This window comes from Arthrobacter sp. MYb23 (assembly GCF_002979775.1).
GTDB lineage: Bacteria > Actinomycetota > Actinomycetes > Actinomycetales > Micrococcaceae > Arthrobacter.
On the sequence record NZ_PCPR01000005.1, the window covers coordinates 157,794 to 175,999 of the forward strand.

Consider the following 18,206-nt stretch of genomic DNA (forward strand, 5'->3'; position numbering starts at 1 on the left):
GGAGCCTGCACACCATGGCCAAGGAACTTGCCACCCAACTCATCGAACAACTCCAGGCTGCCGGAGTGCAGCGCATCTACGGAATTGTGGGCGACAGCCTGAATCCAATCGTGGACGCTGTCCGGCAAACAGGAGGCTCCACGAAGGGCGGCATCGATTGGATCCATGTCCGTCACGAGGAAGCTGCCGCCTTTGCTGCTGCTGCGGAAGCTCAATTAACGGGAAAGCTGGCGGTCTGCGCAGGGTCATGCGGCCCGGGCAACCTGCACCTGATCAATGGGCTGTATGACGCCAACCGCACCGGAGCGCCGGTGCTGGCCATCGCCTCACACATCCCCAGCAAGCAGATTGGCAGCGGCTTCTTCCAGGAAACCCATCCGGACCGCTTGTTCAACGAGTGCTCTGTGTATTCGGAAATGATCAGTACCGCCGAGCAAGCACCTCGGGTGATGCACAGCGCCATTCAGAACGCCCTGGGTCTTGGGGGAGTTGCAGTGGTCACCCTGCCCGGCGACATCGCCGGGCTTGAAGCCACCGCCCCAACCCCGCTTCCGGCCACCTTCCGGCCGGCCTCCTTGATTCCGGATCCGGCAAGCGTCCGCGAACTGGCGGACGCCATTAACGACGCCGGCAAGGTCGCCATTTTTGCCGGCGCAGGTGTGGAGGGCGCCCATGACGAACTGATCGCCTTGGCTGAGCTGGTCAATGCCCCCATTGGCCATTCCCTGCGAGGCAAGGACTTCGTCCAGTACAACAACCCCTACGATATTGGGATGACCGGGCTGCTTGGCTATGGCGCGGCGGCTGAGGGCATTGAAGACGCGGACTTGCTGATCCTTTTGGGCACCGACTTTCCCTATGACCAATTTCTCCCTGACACCCGGACGGCGCAGGTTGACCGGGCCGCACAGCGGCTGGGGCGGCGGACCGACGTCGACGTTGCAGTCCATGGCGACGTCTTGCCAACACTGACGGCGCTGTTGCCGCTGGTGACGCCGAAGAAGAGCCGGCGCTTCCTTGACCAGATGCTGAAGAAGCACGACCGTTTGATGAACAAAGCCGTGGGCGCCTACACGCGCAAGGTGGAGAAGAAACAGCCGATCCACCCCGAATACGCAGCGTCGCTGCTTGACCAGGTTGCGGCCGAAGATGCCATTTTCACGGCCGATACCGGCATGTGCAACGTCTGGACGGCGCGCTACATCAACCCGTTGGGCACGCGGCGGCTGATTGGCTCTTACCTCCACGGGTCCATGGCCAACGCACTCCCGCACGCGATTGGCGCGCAGGTGGCTTATCCGGGACGCCAGGTAATTTCCGTATCCGGGGATGGCGGACTGTCCATGCTGCTGGGCGAACTGATCACCGTGGCCGCGCACCAGCTGCCGGTGAACGTGGTGGTCTTCAATAACTCAACCTTGGGCATGGTCAAGTTGGAGATGCTGGTTGATGGCCTTCCTGACTTCGGTGTGGACGTACCGGACGCCAACTATGCCGGGGTGGCCAAGGCCTTGGGCTTCCACGCCGTCCGAGTCACGGATCCCGCTGACATCGAAGCTGCGTACCGGGCTGCGTTTGCCCATCCTGGTCCGTCATTGGTGGAGCTCATCACCGACCCCAATGCGCTGTCCATCCCACCGAAGATTTCCGGTTCCCAGGTCATCGGCTTCGCCACTGCCATGTCCAAAGTGGTGTTGAACCGCGGTGCCGGGGAGGCTGTCAGCATGGCGCGCAGCAACCTGCGGAACATTCCCCGGCGTTAGCTACAGTCGGCTGGCGGCGGCGAGATAGGGTGCTGTCCGGCTCGCGTCGGAACCCGCGACGACGGCCGGCGGGCCTGCGACCATAATCCCGCCGCCGGCGTCGCCCCCGCCCGGACCTAAATCGATCACCCAGTCGGCGCCCGCGACGACGTCCATCTCATGCTCCACCACGACCACCGTGTTACCGGCGTCCACCAGCCTGTGCAACTGCGCCATCAGAAGTTGGACGTCGGCAGGGTGCAATCCGGTGGTGGGCTCGTCCAGCAAATACAGCGTGTGGCCGCGTTGGATCCGTTGCAGCTCGGAGGCGAGTTTGATGCGCTGAGCTTCACCCCCGGACAGCTCCGTGGCGGGTTGACCCAGCCGGAGATAGCCCAGGCCCACCTCGCGAAGGGTTTGGAGGCTGCGGGCAACGCCGGGGAGATCAGCCAGGAATTCGGAGGCTGCGTTCACGGTCATGCCCAGGACCTCGGCAATATTGCGTCCACGGTAGGTGACTTCCAGGGTTTCAGGATTGAACCGCGATCCGTGGCATTCGGGGCAGGGGCCGTAGCTCCCCGGCAGGAACAGCAGTTCAACGGCAACAAACCCTTCTCCCTGGCAGGTTTCGCAGCGTCCGCCGGCCACGTTGAAGGAGAACCGTCCAGCTCCGAAGCCTCGGGAGCGGGCGCCTTGAGTGGCGGCGAATTCCTTCCGGACTCCATCGAAGAGCCCTGTGTAGGTGGCCAGGTTGGAGCGCGGGGTCCGGCCGATGGGCTTCTGATCGACCTTGACAAGCCGATCCAACTGGTGAAGCCCGGAGATCAGGCCCACAGCGTCCGGCGTCTGCGGGATGTCTGAATCAAGGGCTTCGGGATGCAGCGCTGCCCCCACCACCTCAGCAAGAACGTGGCTGACCAAGGTGGACTTACCCGAGCCGGACACGCCTGTCACTGCAGTCAGCACGCCCAACGGGAACTCAGCGTGAACGTCGCGAAGGTTGTGCCTGTTGATGTTCTGTAAGGTGAGCCATTCTTTTGGTTCCCTGGGCGAGGAGCGCCTGGTCCCGGCGGTGACCAAACCGTCGTCGTGAGTTACCTCAGTACCCTCGGCAGCGCCGCGGCGCTCAGGGAACAGGAAGGGCCTCGTCACGGAGTCCTGTACGTCCGCCAATCCGGCCACAGGGCCGCTGTAGAGAATTTTTCCTCCACCCTCGCCTGCGTGCGGCCCAACATCAACCAACCAGTCGGCCGCCCTGACCAGGTCCATGTTGTGTTCCACCACGAACACAGAGTTACCGGAGCTTTTAAGCTGGTCCAGCACGGCAAGGAGCGGCTCGGCATCGGCTGGATGAAGCCCGGCAGACGGTTCATCAAGCACATAGATGACGCCGAAAAGCCCGGAACGCAGCTGCGTGGCTATCCGGAGTCGTTGCATTTCACCGGGGGAGAGCGTGGGTGTGGGGCGGCTCAGCGCCAAGTAGCCCAGTCCCAGATCAAGGAGTACCGTGATCCGGCCCAGCAGGTCACGGGTGATGGCAAGGGCTACCTCGTTGACTTCGCCGGAGGTTTGGGTGCGTGAGGCTGTGCTGGCTGCCGTCAACTGCGTGGTGGGGCGGATGATGTCGGCCAGCTCGGTCATGGGCAGGGAATTGAGTTCGGCGATGTTTTTTCCGGCGAAGGTGACAGCAAGTGCGTCCGGACGGAGCCCACTGCCACCACATTGCGGGCACTGCCCTGTTTCCATGAAGCGCAACACCCTGTCACGCATTGTGGAGCTTTTTGAGTCGGCCAGAGTGTGGAGCACGTAGCTTTTGGCGCTCCAGAACCGGCCCTTGTAGGGCTTGGCGACGCGATCGCGTTGCGGCGTCACCTCCACTACGGGCTGCTCGTCGGTGAAGAGGATCCAGTCGCGGTCCCTTTTGGGGAGCTTCCGCCATGGCGTGTCAACGTCATAGCCCAGGTGCGTGAGGATGTCACGGAGATTCTTGCCTTGCCAGGCGCCGGGCCACGCGGCGATCGCACCATCCCGGATGCTGAGCGAAGGGTCCGGAACCAAGGACTCTTCCGTGACCGTGTGGGCAACACCCAGTCCGTGGCATTCGGGGCAGGCGCCGGCAGCAGTGTTGGGGGAGAACGCATCAGAGTCCAGCTGACTGGCCCCTTCAGGGTAACTTCCGGCCCGGGAGAAGAGCATGCGCAGTGAGTTGGACAGTGTGGTCAGTGTTCCAACACTGGACCGTGCGGTTGCGGTGCCGCGGCGCTGTTGAAGGGCGACGGCGGGAGGCAACCCCGTGATGGACTCCACCTTGGGGTTGTGGCCCTGTTGGATGAGGCGGCGGGCGTAGGGAGCAACCGATTCGAAGTACCGGCGTTGGGCTTCGGCAAAAATGGTGCCGAACGCCAAGGACGATTTTCCGGAGCCTGACACTCCGGTGAACGCGACGATTGAGTCGCGGGGCACGTCCACGTCCACGTTTCGAAGGTTGTTCTCGCGGGCTCCACGGACCCTGACGAATCCGTCCTCAGGCTCTGCCGACTGTGGTTTCGGCGGGTTGCTACCGGGCTGCCGGGCGATTGTCAGTTCACTGTCCATTGATATGACTCTATCCGCCCCATGGACCGGCGGGCACACTTCTGACTCCGGAACACGCGGCCGTCGCGGAGGGACTTCAGCGCATCCGTACGCTCTCGCTGGGGCCGGCGTTGTAGCCGAGGTTTCGGGACACTGCCCTGGCCGTGGCCTGAACTGCAGGCGCCAAAACGTTGGGCGGCGTGGCGCCGTCGGGTACCACGATGGACAGCGCAGCCACCACCAAACCCTCGGCGCCAAAAATGGGTGACGCAACCGATACTGTGCGCGACGGTGCTGACCGCCGGATCATGGCCAGGCCCGTTCGCCGCACGTCGGACAAAGTGCGCCGCAATTGACCCTCCGGCAGGGACTCAACGCCCACCTCGAGGTCAGGGGGTTGGTTGATGACTGATTCCTGGAATGCTGCTTCGGCCCCCGACAACAGGACCAGGCCCACCGCCGTCGACCTCAGCGGCGCACGTCCACCCACGCGATAGGCAACTTCGGTTGCTTCCTTGGAAGACAGCCGTTCGATCAGGACTGCTTCGTTCTTGTCGCGTACGGCCAGCAGTACGTGGTGGCGGGTCACTGCGAAGAGGTCCTCGAGGTAGGGCAGCGCGATTTCGCGGACGCCGTGACCTCGGGGCGACAATGATGCCACTTCCCACAAGCGGACGCCCACCACGTAGCGGCCATCCTCCAGCCGTTCCAGGGCGCCCCACGCAACCAACCGCGCGATGAGGCGCAGGGCGGTGGGGGCTGGCATGTCAGCGAGTCGCGCCATTTCGGATAACGTCAACGCCCGACGCCGGTCACTGAAGACGGCGAGCAGGCTCAAGGCGCGGTCAATGACGGGTTCGCCCTGTTTGGGCCGCTTACCGCGCTGCGCTTTTTCGGGTGGAGTTCCCACTTCGTTGGGCAAGAATCTGAATCCTTTCAACTCAAACCAGTGACCCCCACCACAATACTGTTTCAACCAATGAAATTCACGTGGGGCGACAGGCTGCCCGCCTACGACTCTTGAAGAAGCCGGTTACCGGAAGCCATCTGACGAGAGGGCGCCGACGGATCGGTCCGAACAGGTCACAGCCGACCATGTCCAGGCCGCCGGTCCAACATCTCGACTCACGATTCCATCACGAATGCGAAGGCGCAGCACATGAATCTCCTCACCTCACCTGCACGTCGGAGCGCGGCCGTCCTGGCCGGGGCGCTCCTCTTGGGATCCCTGACAGCTTGTGGCGGAGGTACAGCAGCCACGTCCTCCGTGGACAAGAGCACGCTCACCATCGCCACCGACAGTGACAGCGCATCGTTCGGCTACGATCCGTTGCGGGTCTCGGACGCCCAGCGGCAGTTCTTCGAAGGCCTGTACGAAAACCTGATGACGCTTCAGCCTGACGGCAGCGTCGGTCCGGGCCTGGCCAAGGAATTCAGCTACAACGCGGACAACACAGTCCTCACCTTGACCCTCAAGGAAGGCGTGACGTTCACGGACGGCTCCACGCTGGATGCTGCGTTGGTCAAGGCCAACCTGGATCGACGCAGCGATACTGCCCTCAGCGCTTACTCCGCCATCGCCAAGGGCGGAGCGCAGGAGATTGCCGCTGTTGACGTGGTCAACCCCACGCAGGTGGCCATCACGTTCGCCAAGGCACAGCCGGGCTTCGAGAAGAACCTGACCTCCACTTTGGGCATGATCGTGGGCAAGAACGCTGTCTCTGACACCGCGAGCCTGGCCACCATTCCGGATGGCTCCGGCCCCTACACCCTGGATAGCGCCACAACAGTCAAGGGCAACAAGTACGTGTTCACTAAGAACGAGAAGAACGCGGACGCGTCCAAGTACCCCTACAACAAGATCACTTTCAGCGTCATCATGGATCCCCAAGCCCGGGCGAATGCACTGGTGTCCGGCCAGGCGGACGTTGCCTCACTGACCTCGCCCACGGTGGACTTCGCAAAGTCCAAGGGCGTGGGCGTGTCCCAAATCGGCGGCACCGTCCAGACCATGATCTCCTTCGACAAGACCGGCAAGACATCGCCGGCCTTCGCCAGCGAGAAAGTCCGCCAGGCCTTCCAATACGCCATCAACCGCAAGGCTCTGGTGGATGCCCTCCACAAGGGGGACATCCCAGCATGGAACGCACTGCCCAAGGACTCCGCAGGCTTTTCTGAAGAGCTGAACACCACCTACGCCTATGATCCGGCCAAGGCAAAGAGCCTCCTGGCCGAGGCTGGCTACGCCGATGGCTTCGACTTCCCTATCATCGCCGGACCCCAGACGCAGACGGATCTGCAGGCAGTTCAAAAGGACCTGGCCGCGGTGGGGATCACCATGAACGTTAAGCTCGCGGCTTCAACTGACGAAGCCTTCGCCGCGGTTGCCACCACCCCGCTGGGCTACGCCCCCTTGGGCTGGGACAACCCGGTGGGACTGATGTATGGCGCTATCCTCAGCGGCTTCACCAACGTCCAGAAGGCTACGGACGATCAGCTGAACGCAGCAACTGCCGAAGCGGCAGCAGCAAAAGATGACGCCGCGAAGAAGACGGCACTGACCAAGCTCAATACCCGCTTGGTGGAGTCCGGCTGGATGATCCCACTCTATGAGTCCCTCACCAACCAGGGCTACAACACCAAGAAGGTCCAGCAAGTGAAGTTCGCCGGAAGCAACGTCTACCCGCTGCTCTCCTCCTACGCACCCACCAACTGATCCACAAAAGGCCGGGCGCCTGTTCCCAGGGACTGGCGTCCGGCCCGAGCAATGGAGGTCACCATGGCTATGTTCGTCACCAAGCGCCTGCTGATGGCGCTTGCCACCGTGTTGGTGGTGGCGGTGCTGGCGTTCCTGCTGGTCCACGCCATGCCTGGCAGCCCGGGCGCAGTATCACTCGGGGCAGGTGCTTCGCAGGACGCGATCGATCAATTGAACCAAACCCTTGGTTGGAATGATCCGTTGCTGGTCCAGTTCTTCCGTTGGCTGGGCGAGGCCGCGCAGGGCAATTTTGGCAACTCCCTCGTTGACGGACGATCCATCAGTTCTGACCTTGCCAACAGGCTTCCGGTCACGGCGTCCCTCGCCGCTGGCGCTACTGTTCTCAGCGCCCTCTTCGGCATCGTCCTCGGAGTCACCGCAGCTGTCCGGGGCGGTTTCCTGGATCAGCTGATCGGCGGGTTTGTTGGACTTCTGGTCGCCCTGCCCGCCTTCTGGATCGGCGTCATTTTCGTCTATCTCTTCGCCGTCCAGTCGACCGTTTTCCCGGCGACCGGCTACGTCCCGTTCGAAGTCTCCCCCCGGGATTGGGCGATGTCCCTCGCGTTGCCGGTCATTACCTTGGCCGTTGGTGGCGCAGCCTTTATAGCTCGGCAGACCAGGGCGTCGATGCTCGAGGCGTTGCAGCAGGAACACATCCGGACCCTTCGGGCAACGGCAACACCAACGTGGAAGATCCTTTACGTTCACGCCCTGCGCTATGCCAGCCTGCCGATCGTGGCTGGAATAGCGCTGCAGTTCATCGGCCTTTTCGGGGGCTCCGTCATTGCCGAGCAGCTGTTCGCCATGCCCGGCCTCGGCCAAGCCGTTCAGACCTCCGTCAGCACCCACGATGCCCCCGCCGTCCAGGGCGTGGTGGTCATCGCCACGGTTGTGGTGGTGGCCGTCAATCTGGTGCTTGAACTCGCCACCAAATTCCTTGATCCGAAGTTGCGTGCCTCATGATTCCCACACTTCCAGCAACCACTCCGGCAATCCAGCGCAAGGCAGCACTCACAAAGCTCTCCAGACATCGTCTGCTCGCTTCCCCTGCCGGGCTTGCCGGTACGTTATGGCTGGCTGCGATGATCACTGCCTCGCTCACAGCGCCATGGTGGTTGCCTTTCCAGACCGAAGACCAGGATTTCACCGCGGTCTTGTCCGGCCCCACAGCAACGCATTGGTTGGGCACGGACGAACTGGGCCGCGACATCCTCAGCCGCATCTTCGCCTCAGCAGCCGAGACCCTGGGGACATCGTTCATCGCGGTGGTTGTCGGCGTCGGGCTTGGAACGCTGCTTGCGTTGGCTGCAGCCTCCAGTCAACGCGGCGAGGGTGTCATCAGCCGCGTCACCGAAGTCATGATGTCCCTGCCGGGAACGGTGATCATTCTGGCTGTCATCGGTGCCGTGGGAACCAACATCCCGCTGATCATGGCCATACTGGGCGTGTTGATTTCCGCTGGCATTTACCGGGTGATGCTCGGCCAGGCCAAGTCCTTGCAGAACCAACTGTATGTGGACGCTGCAAAGGTGGATGGCCTGGGTCCGCTGGCCATCAGTGCTCGTCACGTGCTGCCCGGACTGGCCACCACCATCGTGGTGCAGTCCGCGCTGATCTTCGCGGTGGGCCTGCTGATCCAGGCCGGCCTGGCCTTTATCGGCTTTGGCCCGCCCCTGCCGCAGCCCAGCTGGGGCGGCATGATCCAGAGCGCGTCACAGCACGTCTACGACGCACCTTGGCTCATGGTTCCCACGGGCGTGGTGCTTGCACTGACGGTTCTTTCCGCAAACGCGATCGGCAACGCGTTAGGTAAAGGTCCCAATGACACGGCATCTCACCTTCCATCAGCAGCCATCCGTCGCAAGCGGGCAGGCCAGGCAGTTGCGGCTGCTGCAGCAGCGCCCGCCGTCGGGAATCCTCCGGCTGCCGGCAAGCTCAGCGTGCGCGGCCTCTCGGTAGGGGTCGACGGCGGCACTCCTCTGGTCACCGATGTCTCCTTCGACGTCGAACCCGGCATTGTCCTGGGGCTGGTTGGGGAGTCAGGCTGCGGTAAGACGATGACTGCTTTGTCACTCATGGGGCTTCTGCCGTCCGGCGTGGCGGTGACGGGTGGGCAGATCCTCTGGAACGGCAAGAACCTGGCCGCCGCCACGGATAAGGACATGGAAAGCATCCGTGGGCGCGATGTGGCCCTCATCTCGCAGGAGCCCATGAGGGCCCTGGATCCGATGTTTACCGTGGGCTATCAGTTGACCTCCGCCATCCGCCGGCTACGCTCCATGGGCAAAGCCGCAGCCAGCGCCGAAGCCTTGAGCCTGCTGGAAAAGGTTGGCATTGTGGACGCCAAACGCATTCTGAAGACCTACCCGCACCAGATCTCCGGCGGTATGGCCCAGCGTGTGGCCATCGCATTGGCCCTGTCCGGGCGGCCGCGGCTACTGGTAGCAGATGAGCCCACCACCGCCCTCGACGTCACCGTCCAAGCCGAGATTCTCTCCTTGCTCCGGTCGCTGGTGAAGGACACGGGCATGTCCGTGGTCATGGTGACCCACGACCTCGGCGTAGTTGCCGATATCTGCGACCAGGTAGCGGTGATGTACGCAGGCCAAGTAGTGGAGAACGGCGCCACAGCCAGCATCTTGGACGACCCGCGGCACCCCTACACGCTGGCCCTGCTCGCTGCGGATCCGCACGCCAACTCCGGTCACGATATGCCAGAGCGCCTGGCAACCATCAAGGGCCAGGTTCCGCAGCCGAAGGACTGGCCGGGCGGTTGCCGGTTCGCGGCACGTTGCCAGTTCGCCGGCTCAGCTTGCCTTGTACCGGTTCCCTTACTTCCCACGGGCACCGGCGTAGGCCTGGTGCGCTGCGTCAAGGCCGACGAACTGGCCACGGAGGGGCTCGCATGGGTGGCGACCGACGTTCCCAGTGACCTTTCGCCTGAACTCGGTGTTCCTGCCGAAGTTCCCGCCCGTCACCGGTTGGACATCATTGAAAAGGACATGGCATGAGCATCGAAACCCCACTGCGCAGCGAACAGGAAACCACAGTTCAGCGGAAGCCCATGTTGGAGGTGCAGGACCTCGTGGTCCGCTACGGCCACGGGCGGAAGACTGCCGCCGCGCCAGCTGCCGTGGACGGCGTCAGCTTCACCATTCAGTCCGGCGAAACCGTGGGGCTGGTAGGGGAGTCCGGCTCCGGCAAGTCGACCATAGGCAAGGCGATCCTGGGCTTGCAGAAGATCTCCGGCGGCTCCGTGGGGTTCCAAGGCGAGGACATCACCCACACCACCTCCGGCAAGCGGCGCGCCATCGGCAGTGAGCTCCGGGCCGTCTTCCAAGATCCCAACTCGTCCCTGAATCCCCGCAAGACCATTGGCGCTTCCCTGGCCGAGCCGTTGCGGGTCCGCGGCATCTCCGCGGCAGCTGCCCGCACCAAGGCCGAAGACATGCTGGAACGTGTTGGCCTGCCACGGGAAGCCGTGGACCGGTATCCAAGCCAGTTCTCCGGCGGCCAGCGTCAACGCATTTCCGTTGCCCGCGCATTGATCTGCGAGCCCAAGCTCGTGGTCTGCGACGAAGCAGTGAGTGCCTTGGACCTCTCCACACAGGCGCAAGTGCTGAATCTCCTGGCTGACCTAAGGGACGAGCGCGGGCTGAGCTACCTGTTCATCGCCCATGACATCTCGGTGGTCCAGTTCCTGGCTCAGCGGGTAGTGGTGCTCTACCGGGGGCAGGTCATGGAATCAGGCCCCGCCGCCGCTGTGACAGAGAACCCGAAGCACCCTTTCACCCAGGCCTTGGTGGCGGCGTCTCCGGTTCCACGGCCCGCGGAGCAGGCGGAGCGGCGGGCTGTCCGGGAAGCGCTCGGCGTTCGCACCGCCTCGGCCGTTGCGGCTGGACCGGGTGGCTGCCCGTTCCGTCAGCGCTGCCCCCTGGCCACCGAACTCTGCGCCACCGAACGACCGGCCCTACGGCGCATGGGTGAAGCGGATGTCGCCTGCCACCATGCCTGAACACATCCGTTGGCCTCTCAAACCAACATCCCCGAATCTTCCAGGAGGAACACATGACACTCGAAACCACCGAACACCGCGCGCCCACCCCGCCTCCGTTTCCCGCCTTCCATGCGCCAGGCCAGCCAGTGGAAGTGTCCGATGACTCGTTGGTCCACCGCGAGCTGAGCTATGCCATTGCTGTGGGCTTCCGACGTCTCTCCATGGACATCTGGCTTCCGCGCAAGGCAGCGGCCACGGCCGTACCCCTGGTGGTGTGGATCCATGGAGGCGCCTTCCAGCTGGGGGACCGAAGGGAACTGCCCCCAACGTTCGCACCGGACTCGGTGTTCCGCCTTCTCAACCAAGCCGGCATTGCCTGCGCCACAGTGGACTACCGCCATTCTTTGGAGGCCCCCTTCCCGGCGCAGCTTCACGACATCAAGGCCGCAGTCCGCTACCTCCGCCACCACGCTGATGAACTGGGAATCGATCCGGACAGGATCGGAGCCTGGGGAGAGTCCGCCGGCGGGCATCTCGCTGCCTTGCTGGGCCTCACCGGTTCCCGCGAAGACCTGGAAGGTGGCCTTGGTGTTCAGGGACAAGCCAGCTCCGTGAGCGCGGTAGTGGACTTCTACGGCGTGTCCTCACTGAACGATATGCCGCCGATGACGGCGGCCAACGACTTCATGGGCCCTGCACTCCTGGCCGCTGTGCCCGATGGCATGTCACTTCATCCGGAGACCATGCTGGTGGGTGGTTCCACGGATCCCGTGGCCCTGGACGCGGCAAGCCCGCGCAGTTATGTCACGCCGGACGCCGCAACGTTCCTGTTGGTGCACGGAGATTCGGACGGTTTGGTGCCGCTGTGCCAGAGTGAAATCCTGGCCGGCCTGTTAAGCCAGGCGGGAGTCGAAAACGAGCTCATGGTCATCCCCGGCGCAGACCATTGCTTCTTCTTCGCTGTGGACCAGATTGACCGGATCCTGGACATGTCGGTTGAGTTCTTCCGGCGCGAATTCCGACTCCCATGAGTCCTCGCGCGGGCCTGGGAATCGCTGCGCCAGTTTCAATGATTGAAATCGGCGGTTCAGCTGCGGGCGCAGAACCTACATTCTTGGATGAACAGGCCGGGACGTCATGATCCCGCCGAGGCAACAGAGGGAGTCAATGATGACGGATGGTCGCGTACTGAAGGGTGTCGAATACGCCAGCACCGGCGACGACGGTACGCGCCCGCTCCTGCTTGACCTCTACCTGCCGGCCGGGCACGTGACGCCCGACGCGCAAGGCCGCCCCGCCGTCGTTCACTTCCACGGTGGGGGTTGGCGCGTGGGCGAGCGTTCCTCCCTGGGACCGGTAGGTGACGGTTTTGGGTTGACTCCGTTCGAGGTTCTGGCAGAGGCAGGGTTCGTGGTGGCGTCCGCCGATTACCGGCTCAGCGACGAGGCACAGTTCCCGGCACAGCTGCACGATGCCCTGACCGCAGTGGGCTGGCTCCGGGACCATGCAGAGGAGTACGGCGTGGACCCCGGGCGCATCTACGCGTGGGGTGACTCGGCGGGCGGACACCTCGCCAGCCTGGTTGGACTCGCGGCCTCCGAGTACGGCAAAGACAGCAGCATCGCAGCGGTCGCCGCCTGGTACCCGCCCACGGACCTGGTGCACATGGGGGAGCAAGCATTGCCCAACGCCGTTGCCCGGGCCAGTGATCCCGGCTCCCGCGAGGAGCTCCTGGTAGGCGCCGTGCTGGCAGAGAACCCGGACAAAGCAGCCGCCGCGAGCCCCATCAGCTACGTCAGCCCCGCCGCTCCGCCCTTCCTCTTGATCCACGGCACGGCCGACCGCTTCGTTCCAGCCGCCCAATCACAATCCCTGGCGAGCGAACTTAAGAAGGCCGGCGCCGACGTCGAACTTCTCCTCATCGAGGATGCGGACCACATGTGGCAGCTCCCGGACGGAAGCCCGGCTGCGGCTGAGAAGGCGCTCGCCGCAACGGTCTCGTTCTTCCGTCAACAAGCGGCACACCCATAAATTTCCATCACCAACCGGCATCACCCCATGGGGTCTTGTTGCCATGCCCATCTACCAAATATCGCCTGCGGGCGAAGCTGAAAGGCCCACTATGCAGTACATAGGCATCAACCACGACGGCGGAACCTGGGTCGCAGCGCTCAGCGGCGAGCGCGTTTTCCCCCTGGCGTCCGTGACGGACTTTTGGGCCGATGCTGCCCGTTGGCAGGAGAAGGCTCCCGCGATCATCACCGATCCTGCCTCCGGCGGCGAGCGCGAAGCGTTTTCCGAGGTGCCCTTGGTCCCGGCGTCGGCGCGCGTGATCTGCGTGGGCCTGAACTACAGGGCGCACGCGGCGGAGGGTAGTTACAAGGACCAGGAATTGCCGTCACACCCCACTCTGTTCGGGCGTTGGACGGCATCGTTGTCCGTAGGGAACGTTCCCGTTCCCGTGCCCGGAAGTGAAGCGGGCCTGGACTGGGAAGGAGAGGTGGCGGCGTACATCGGCAAACGCACCGAGTCAGTGGACGAGGCCACAGCGGAGAACGCTGTGTTCGGGTACTCAACGTTCAATGACATCACTGCCCGCCGCGCACAGAAGCTGACCTCTCAATGGACGCTGGGCAAGAACGGAGACTTCTCCGGTCCGCTTGGTCCCTTGGTCAGCTGCGACGAAGTTGGCGACCTGCGCGGTGGCCTCCAGGTACGGACGCGTGTTAATGGGACCGAGGTGCAGAGCGGCAATACGAGGGACATGATCTTTTCCGTCCCGGCCATCATTGCGTTTATCAGCCAGACCTTCACGCTTCACCCCGGTGATGTGATCGCCTCGGGTACCCCGGAGGGCGTGGGTTACGCCAGGACACCGCAATGGCTCCTCCAGGCAGGAGATACCGTGGAAGTTGAGATTGATAAGTTGGGCACCTTGGTGACTCCCATCGGTGATCCTTCTCTCCGGGCGAGGGCCTGATGGGTGCCGTCCCCAGTGCACGTCTGGCAGACCTCCCGGATGAAGTACCGGTTCTGATCGCCGGTGGCGGACCCAGCGGGTTGTTCCTCGCTCTGGACCTGGCCCAACGGGGGATCCGCAGCCTGGTGATTGAGCCACGCACCAGCATCGATCAGGATCGACCGCGTGCCAAGACCACCAATGCGCGCACCATGACGCATCTTCGGAGGATCGGGCTGGCTGAGGCGCTGCGGAAGGCGGCACCGCTCCCGGTGGAGTTCGCACAGGACGTCATCTTCTGTTCCTCGTTGACGGGCAGGGAGATCCGGCGGTTCCCCCAAGCCTTCCAGCTTGAGACCGGCCGCTATGAACCTCAACCCGAATGTGGCCAGCAGGTGCCGCAGCCGGTGCTCGAATCCCTGCTGCGCCGTTCCGTGGAAGACTCTGCCCACGCCATGTTGCTGACGGGGCTCCGGGTGGAGTCCCACGCGACGTCGGCCATGGGGCAGGAGGTCACCGTGGTTGACCAGGCGGGCACCTCCCGGACTGTTCGCAGCAGTTTTCTGGCAGCGGCCGACGGCGGTTCATCCACCGTTCGCCGTGGCTTGGGAATCCGTCTCGAGGGAGGGTCAGCAACCCTGTCCAACATCAGCATCCTGTTCCGCTCCGGAGACCTCGCTGACACCATCAGCCTGGACCCGGCAGTGCAGTACTGGGTTCTTGGTCCCGGGACGGCCGGCATGGTGGGACGCATGAACATGGACCAGACGTGGTGGGCCATTGTCCAAGGGGTGGACGGTTCCGCCGGTGGCCAGGACGTGGATGCTGTGGCGCTGGTTCGTTCGCTGGTAGGTGCCGACGTCGAGGTAGACGTGATCGCCACGGATCCTTGGACTGCCCGTATGCTCCTGGCTCCCAGCTATGGCCGTGATGGTGTGTTCCTGGTGGGCGATGCTGCGCACCAGAACCCGCCGTGGGGTGGGCATGGATTCAACACGTGCATCGGGGACGCCGCGAATTTGGCGTGGAAGATTGCTGCCGCCTTGGAAGGGTGGGCCGGGCCGGATTTGCTGGATAGTTACGGCGTTGAACGCCGGCCCGTTGCAGAGCGGACCATCGGTGACGCCGCAGCCAACGGCAAGGCCTTGGCGTACCATTTTGCGGATCCTGCCTTGGAACTTGACGGAGAAGCCGGCCATGCCGCACGGGCAAACGCCCGCGAAGCCCTGAGCGTGAAGCAAAGCGAGTTCGACTCGTTGGGTCTGGTGCTTGGCTACTCCTACTCAGGGTCTCCTCTGGTGGTCCCGGACGGATCTCCAGTACCTGCCGAACACCCCATCCGTTACACGCCCACAGCCACCCCGGGTGCACTTCTTCCCCATGTATGGCTGGATCATTCGACGTCCATCTATGACGTTCTGGGGCCGGTCTTTACGCTGCTGGTGGACGCCGAAACCCTGGCTGGCGCCGCCGTCGAGAGTGTTTACGCTCCAGTTTTAGAAACAGCAGCAGAACAGCGAGTGCCGGTGACCGTGGTGGCCTTACAGCAGGCGGACAACGGGATTCCGATGACGGATCTCTGGGCCGCCGACGCTGTACTCGTCCGTCCCGACCAGCACGTTGCCTGGCGGGGTTCCTCCGCCGAGGCAGCGGCACACGCCCTCGTCATCGCCGCGGGATGGACCCGTTCCGAATCATCGCATCTCAAGGAGAGTGCACATGCCGACGCCGTCATTTCGTGACTACCTCTACGCGCCGGATCATCCGCGCGTAGCGAAACTCCGCGGCCTGGACGCACGCTCCTACGCGGAAGCCGCCAAGGACGATTCCTTCGCCGGGCCCATGATCGAAGGCTGGAAGAAGCTATACCCCGAACCGTTCCTGGGCGTGACCAACGATGGTGTGGTGCGTGAAGGCTTGTTCCCGCTGACAGAAGCCCGTCCCGGCGAGGAGGCGCCGACGTCGGACATGGTGACCGCCGCGGACAAACTGCTTGCGTTGCTGAGCTCAACGCAGCGGGAGCTGTTGACCTACGCGGTGGACGCTCACGAATGGCGCAGCTGGGCCAACCCGGAATTCATGCAGCATGACACCGGGTTGCGCCTGGACGAGCTCGACGTTGCGGTCAGGGACGCTGCCTTGGCCGTGGTCGAGGCCAGCCTCAGCGCGGAGGGATACGCCCTGGTCCGGAATCTCATGCGGATCAATGGGTTCCTTGGTGATCTGGTGGACCTGCCATTGCTCATGAACGAGTTCAGCTACAACTTTGCGCTCTTCGGAGCACCTTCCGGAACGGAACCATGGGGCTGGCAGCTGTTCGGCCACCACGTGGCACTTAACTGTTTGGTGATTGGTACCCGGTTGGTGATCTCGCCGGTCTTTTTGGGTGCGGAACCGGACGTGATCGACGTCGGTCCTCATCAGGGCGTCAAGGTTTTCAAAGAGCGCATCCAGTGGGCCCGGGAACTGATGGAGGCCCTGCCGGAGGCGCTCCGTGACGAGGCGGTGATCTTCGAGCATATGCAGGACCCCTCCATGCCCGCAGGGCGGCTGCATGCAGGGGACGAACGGCACCTCGCTGGGTGCTTCCAGGACAACAGGGTGATTCCCTATGAGGGCATCCCAGTCAGCTCCATGCCAGCCTCCGCGCTGGCTCTTTTAGAGAAGATCATGGGGGATGCCCTTGCCTACCTGCCGGCCGGGCCACGGGCTGCCCGGATCCGTGAGATCCAAGAGCACTACGGGGAGACGTTCTTCTCGTGGATCGGTAGCTGGCAGGGCGGGGAAGCCTTCTACTTCCGCATCCAGAGCCCCGTGGTCATCCTTGAGCTTGATCACCACACGGGCGTCTTTCTCGATAACCAGCACCCCGCGCCTTTCCACATGCACACCGTGGTGCGGACTCCCAACGGCAACGATTACGGGCGGGCGCTGGTCAACGAGTTCATCGGCTAAGCAGTTCGGCGTGAATTTGCTGCTCGAAGAACGCAGAAGGCCCGGATCCTTTCGAGGGATCCGGGCCTTCTGCCGTCAGTACTAGATATCCAGTGCAATTCGCCGCTGCGGGGGAGGACCAACCACTGTCAGGTCCATCTCGGCTTGGGCGCGGCCGAAACCTTCCATGTCCATGTACGGTTCGCCGCCCTCGGTGTAGATGTAGTCTTCCGTGGGCTTGTTGAAGTATTCGAAGAAGCCGTTGAAGACCGATGGCGTCAGGAAGCCCACCATCTGGGTGTTGTGCGCATCGAACGCGAAGGAATGGATGGTGCCGGCCGGAGCGTGGACAAAGTCGCCCTTGGTCAACAGCATTTCGCGGCCGTTGGCGTAGAGCCACATCCGGCCCTCCGTGCACAGGAAGTTCTCAGTGTGCTCGGAATGGAAGTGCAGCGGAATGTACGGCGACTTGGCGCCCTTGGTGTGCACCGCGAAGTAGTTATCACCGGTGTTCTGCGGACGCGAGAGGTAGGAGAACATGGTCTGGTAGCTGACCAACCGTTCTCCTTCGCCGGCACTGAGGAAGTACGGGGCCAACGACGCCGGGAGTCCTGCACTGTGCTGGAGGCCCGGTTGTACGCGTTCAATGTCAGGGAAAGTGAGGCCGAATTCGGCGCCCACCTCCGCCTGCTCCTGGAGGCTCGGTTTGTGGCCGGCGTGGGCGGGCGGAACGTGGGAATCCAAGGGTGTCCCAATGCGCTCGTAGTACGCCTCGGCCCCGCCCGGAGTCATCCAGTTGAGGAACCGCGTGTAGTGGCTGGCCATCCGGTAAGCGTGGGGTGTACCCGGGGGAATGACCACCGAATCCCCCGGGGTTAGGATGCGGCTTTCGCCGGGCAGCCAGACGTGGAGAATTCCGTCGAAGACGTACAGGGTTTTATGTTCGATCGCGTGGGTGACAAAGGGGGATTCAGCTCCCATGCCGCCTGAGACGTACGCGGCGCTGAAGATGCCGCCGGTGTCCGCTGCGCGGGCTATGAACGTGATCAACTGACCGTTGATCTCATACCTGGCTCCTTCACCGGAAGCCATGTAATAGGGGACCGCTTCGCCCGGGAGCGTGTTGGACAGGGGGAGTGCTTTGTTGATTTCCTCGACGCTGAGGGACATGTGTTCCTTCTTTCCTTCGTCGGACTGTGTGCCTGCTAGTAGCTTTGCTCATTGCGACCGCGGCGCAGAGCG

At 63.4% G+C, this 18,206-nt stretch carries 13 protein-coding genes; 10 read left to right on the top strand and 3 right to left on the bottom strand.

What is annotated here, in order from left to right; translation table 11 throughout:
• The first annotated feature begins 14 nt into the window (after positions 1-14).
• On the top strand, positions 15-1,763 hold the full coding sequence (locus CQ020_RS08510; RefSeq protein ID WP_105691452.1) for a pyruvate dehydrogenase: 1,749 nt from the start codon (positions 15-17) through the stop codon (positions 1,761-1,763).
• Here the strand turns inward: CQ020_RS08510 and uvrA are convergent, their stop codons facing one another.
• Positions 1,764-4,337 (bottom strand): excinuclease ABC subunit UvrA, encoded by a 2,574-nt coding sequence (uvrA, locus tag CQ020_RS08515; RefSeq protein WP_258141781.1) that lies wholly within the window; start codon positions 4,335-4,337, stop codon positions 1,764-1,766.
• 76 nt (positions 4,338-4,413) lie between these two features.
• Positions 4,414-5,238, bottom strand: coding sequence for an IclR family transcriptional regulator (locus CQ020_RS08520; protein ID WP_258141782.1), 825 nt, complete (start codon positions 5,236-5,238; stop codon positions 4,414-4,416).
• 237 nt (positions 5,239-5,475) lie between these two features.
• Here CQ020_RS08520 and CQ020_RS08525 point away from each other — a divergent pair, with 237 nt between their 5' ends.
• The 9 genes from CQ020_RS08525 to CQ020_RS08565 all read left to right on the top strand — a co-directional run bounded on the left by CQ020_RS08525 (position 5,476) and on the right by CQ020_RS08565 (position 16,985).
• Positions 5,476-7,032 carry an ABC transporter substrate-binding protein gene (locus CQ020_RS08525; RefSeq protein WP_105691454.1) on the top strand — a complete coding sequence of 519 codons (1,557 nt, stop codon included), beginning with the start codon at positions 5,476-5,478 and terminating at the stop codon, positions 7,030-7,032.
• Between the two features lie 51 nt (positions 7,033-7,083).
• The gene (locus CQ020_RS08530; protein ID WP_105691455.1) at positions 7,084-8,037 is read left to right on the top strand and encodes an ABC transporter permease; all 954 of its coding nucleotides are present in this window, start codon (positions 7,084-7,086) and stop codon (positions 8,035-8,037) included.
• Positions 8,034-10,085 carry a dipeptide/oligopeptide/nickel ABC transporter permease/ATP-binding protein gene (locus CQ020_RS08535; RefSeq protein ID WP_105691456.1) on the top strand — a complete coding sequence of 684 codons (2,052 nt, stop codon included), beginning with the start codon at positions 8,034-8,036 and terminating at the stop codon, positions 10,083-10,085. The genes CQ020_RS08530 and CQ020_RS08535 overlap by 4 nt, the downstream gene beginning before the upstream one ends.
• Positions 10,082-11,089 carry an ABC transporter ATP-binding protein gene (locus CQ020_RS08540; protein ID WP_105691457.1) on the top strand — a complete coding sequence of 336 codons (1,008 nt, stop codon included), beginning with the start codon at positions 10,082-10,084 and terminating at the stop codon, positions 11,087-11,089. Before CQ020_RS08535 ends, CQ020_RS08540 begins: the two co-directional genes overlap by 4 nt.
• Positions 11,090-11,142: 53 nt before the next feature.
• A complete protein-coding gene (locus CQ020_RS08545; protein WP_105691458.1) occupies positions 11,143-12,102 on the top strand; it encodes an alpha/beta hydrolase in 960 nt (319 codons plus the stop codon).
• Positions 12,103-12,238: 136 nt separating this feature from the next.
• Positions 12,239-13,102 carry an alpha/beta hydrolase gene (locus CQ020_RS08550; protein ID WP_258141784.1) on the top strand — a complete coding sequence of 288 codons (864 nt, stop codon included), beginning with the start codon at positions 12,239-12,241 and terminating at the stop codon, positions 13,100-13,102.
• A 91-nt stretch (positions 13,103-13,193) separates the two neighbouring features.
• Positions 13,194-14,051 carry a fumarylacetoacetate hydrolase family protein gene (locus CQ020_RS08555; protein WP_105691495.1) on the top strand — a complete coding sequence of 286 codons (858 nt, stop codon included), beginning with the start codon at positions 13,194-13,196 and terminating at the stop codon, positions 14,049-14,051.
• The gene (locus CQ020_RS08560; protein ID WP_105691459.1) at positions 14,051-15,772 is read left to right on the top strand and encodes an FAD-dependent monooxygenase; all 1,722 of its coding nucleotides are present in this window, start codon (positions 14,051-14,053) and stop codon (positions 15,770-15,772) included. Before CQ020_RS08555 ends, CQ020_RS08560 begins: the two co-directional genes overlap by 1 nt.
• Positions 15,750-16,985, top strand: a complete 1,236-nt coding sequence (locus CQ020_RS08565; RefSeq protein WP_105691460.1) for a DUF3500 domain-containing protein — start codon at positions 15,750-15,752, stop codon at positions 16,983-16,985. The genes CQ020_RS08560 and CQ020_RS08565 overlap by 23 nt, the downstream gene beginning before the upstream one ends.
• 81 nt (positions 16,986-17,066) lie before the next feature.
• On the opposite strand, the gene CQ020_RS08570 is transcribed toward CQ020_RS08565, so the two are convergent.
• A complete protein-coding gene (locus CQ020_RS08570) occupies positions 17,067-18,134 on the bottom strand; it encodes a quercetin 2,3-dioxygenase (RefSeq protein ID WP_105691461.1) in 1,068 nt (355 codons plus the stop codon).
• Positions 18,135-18,206: the final 72 nt, after the last annotated feature.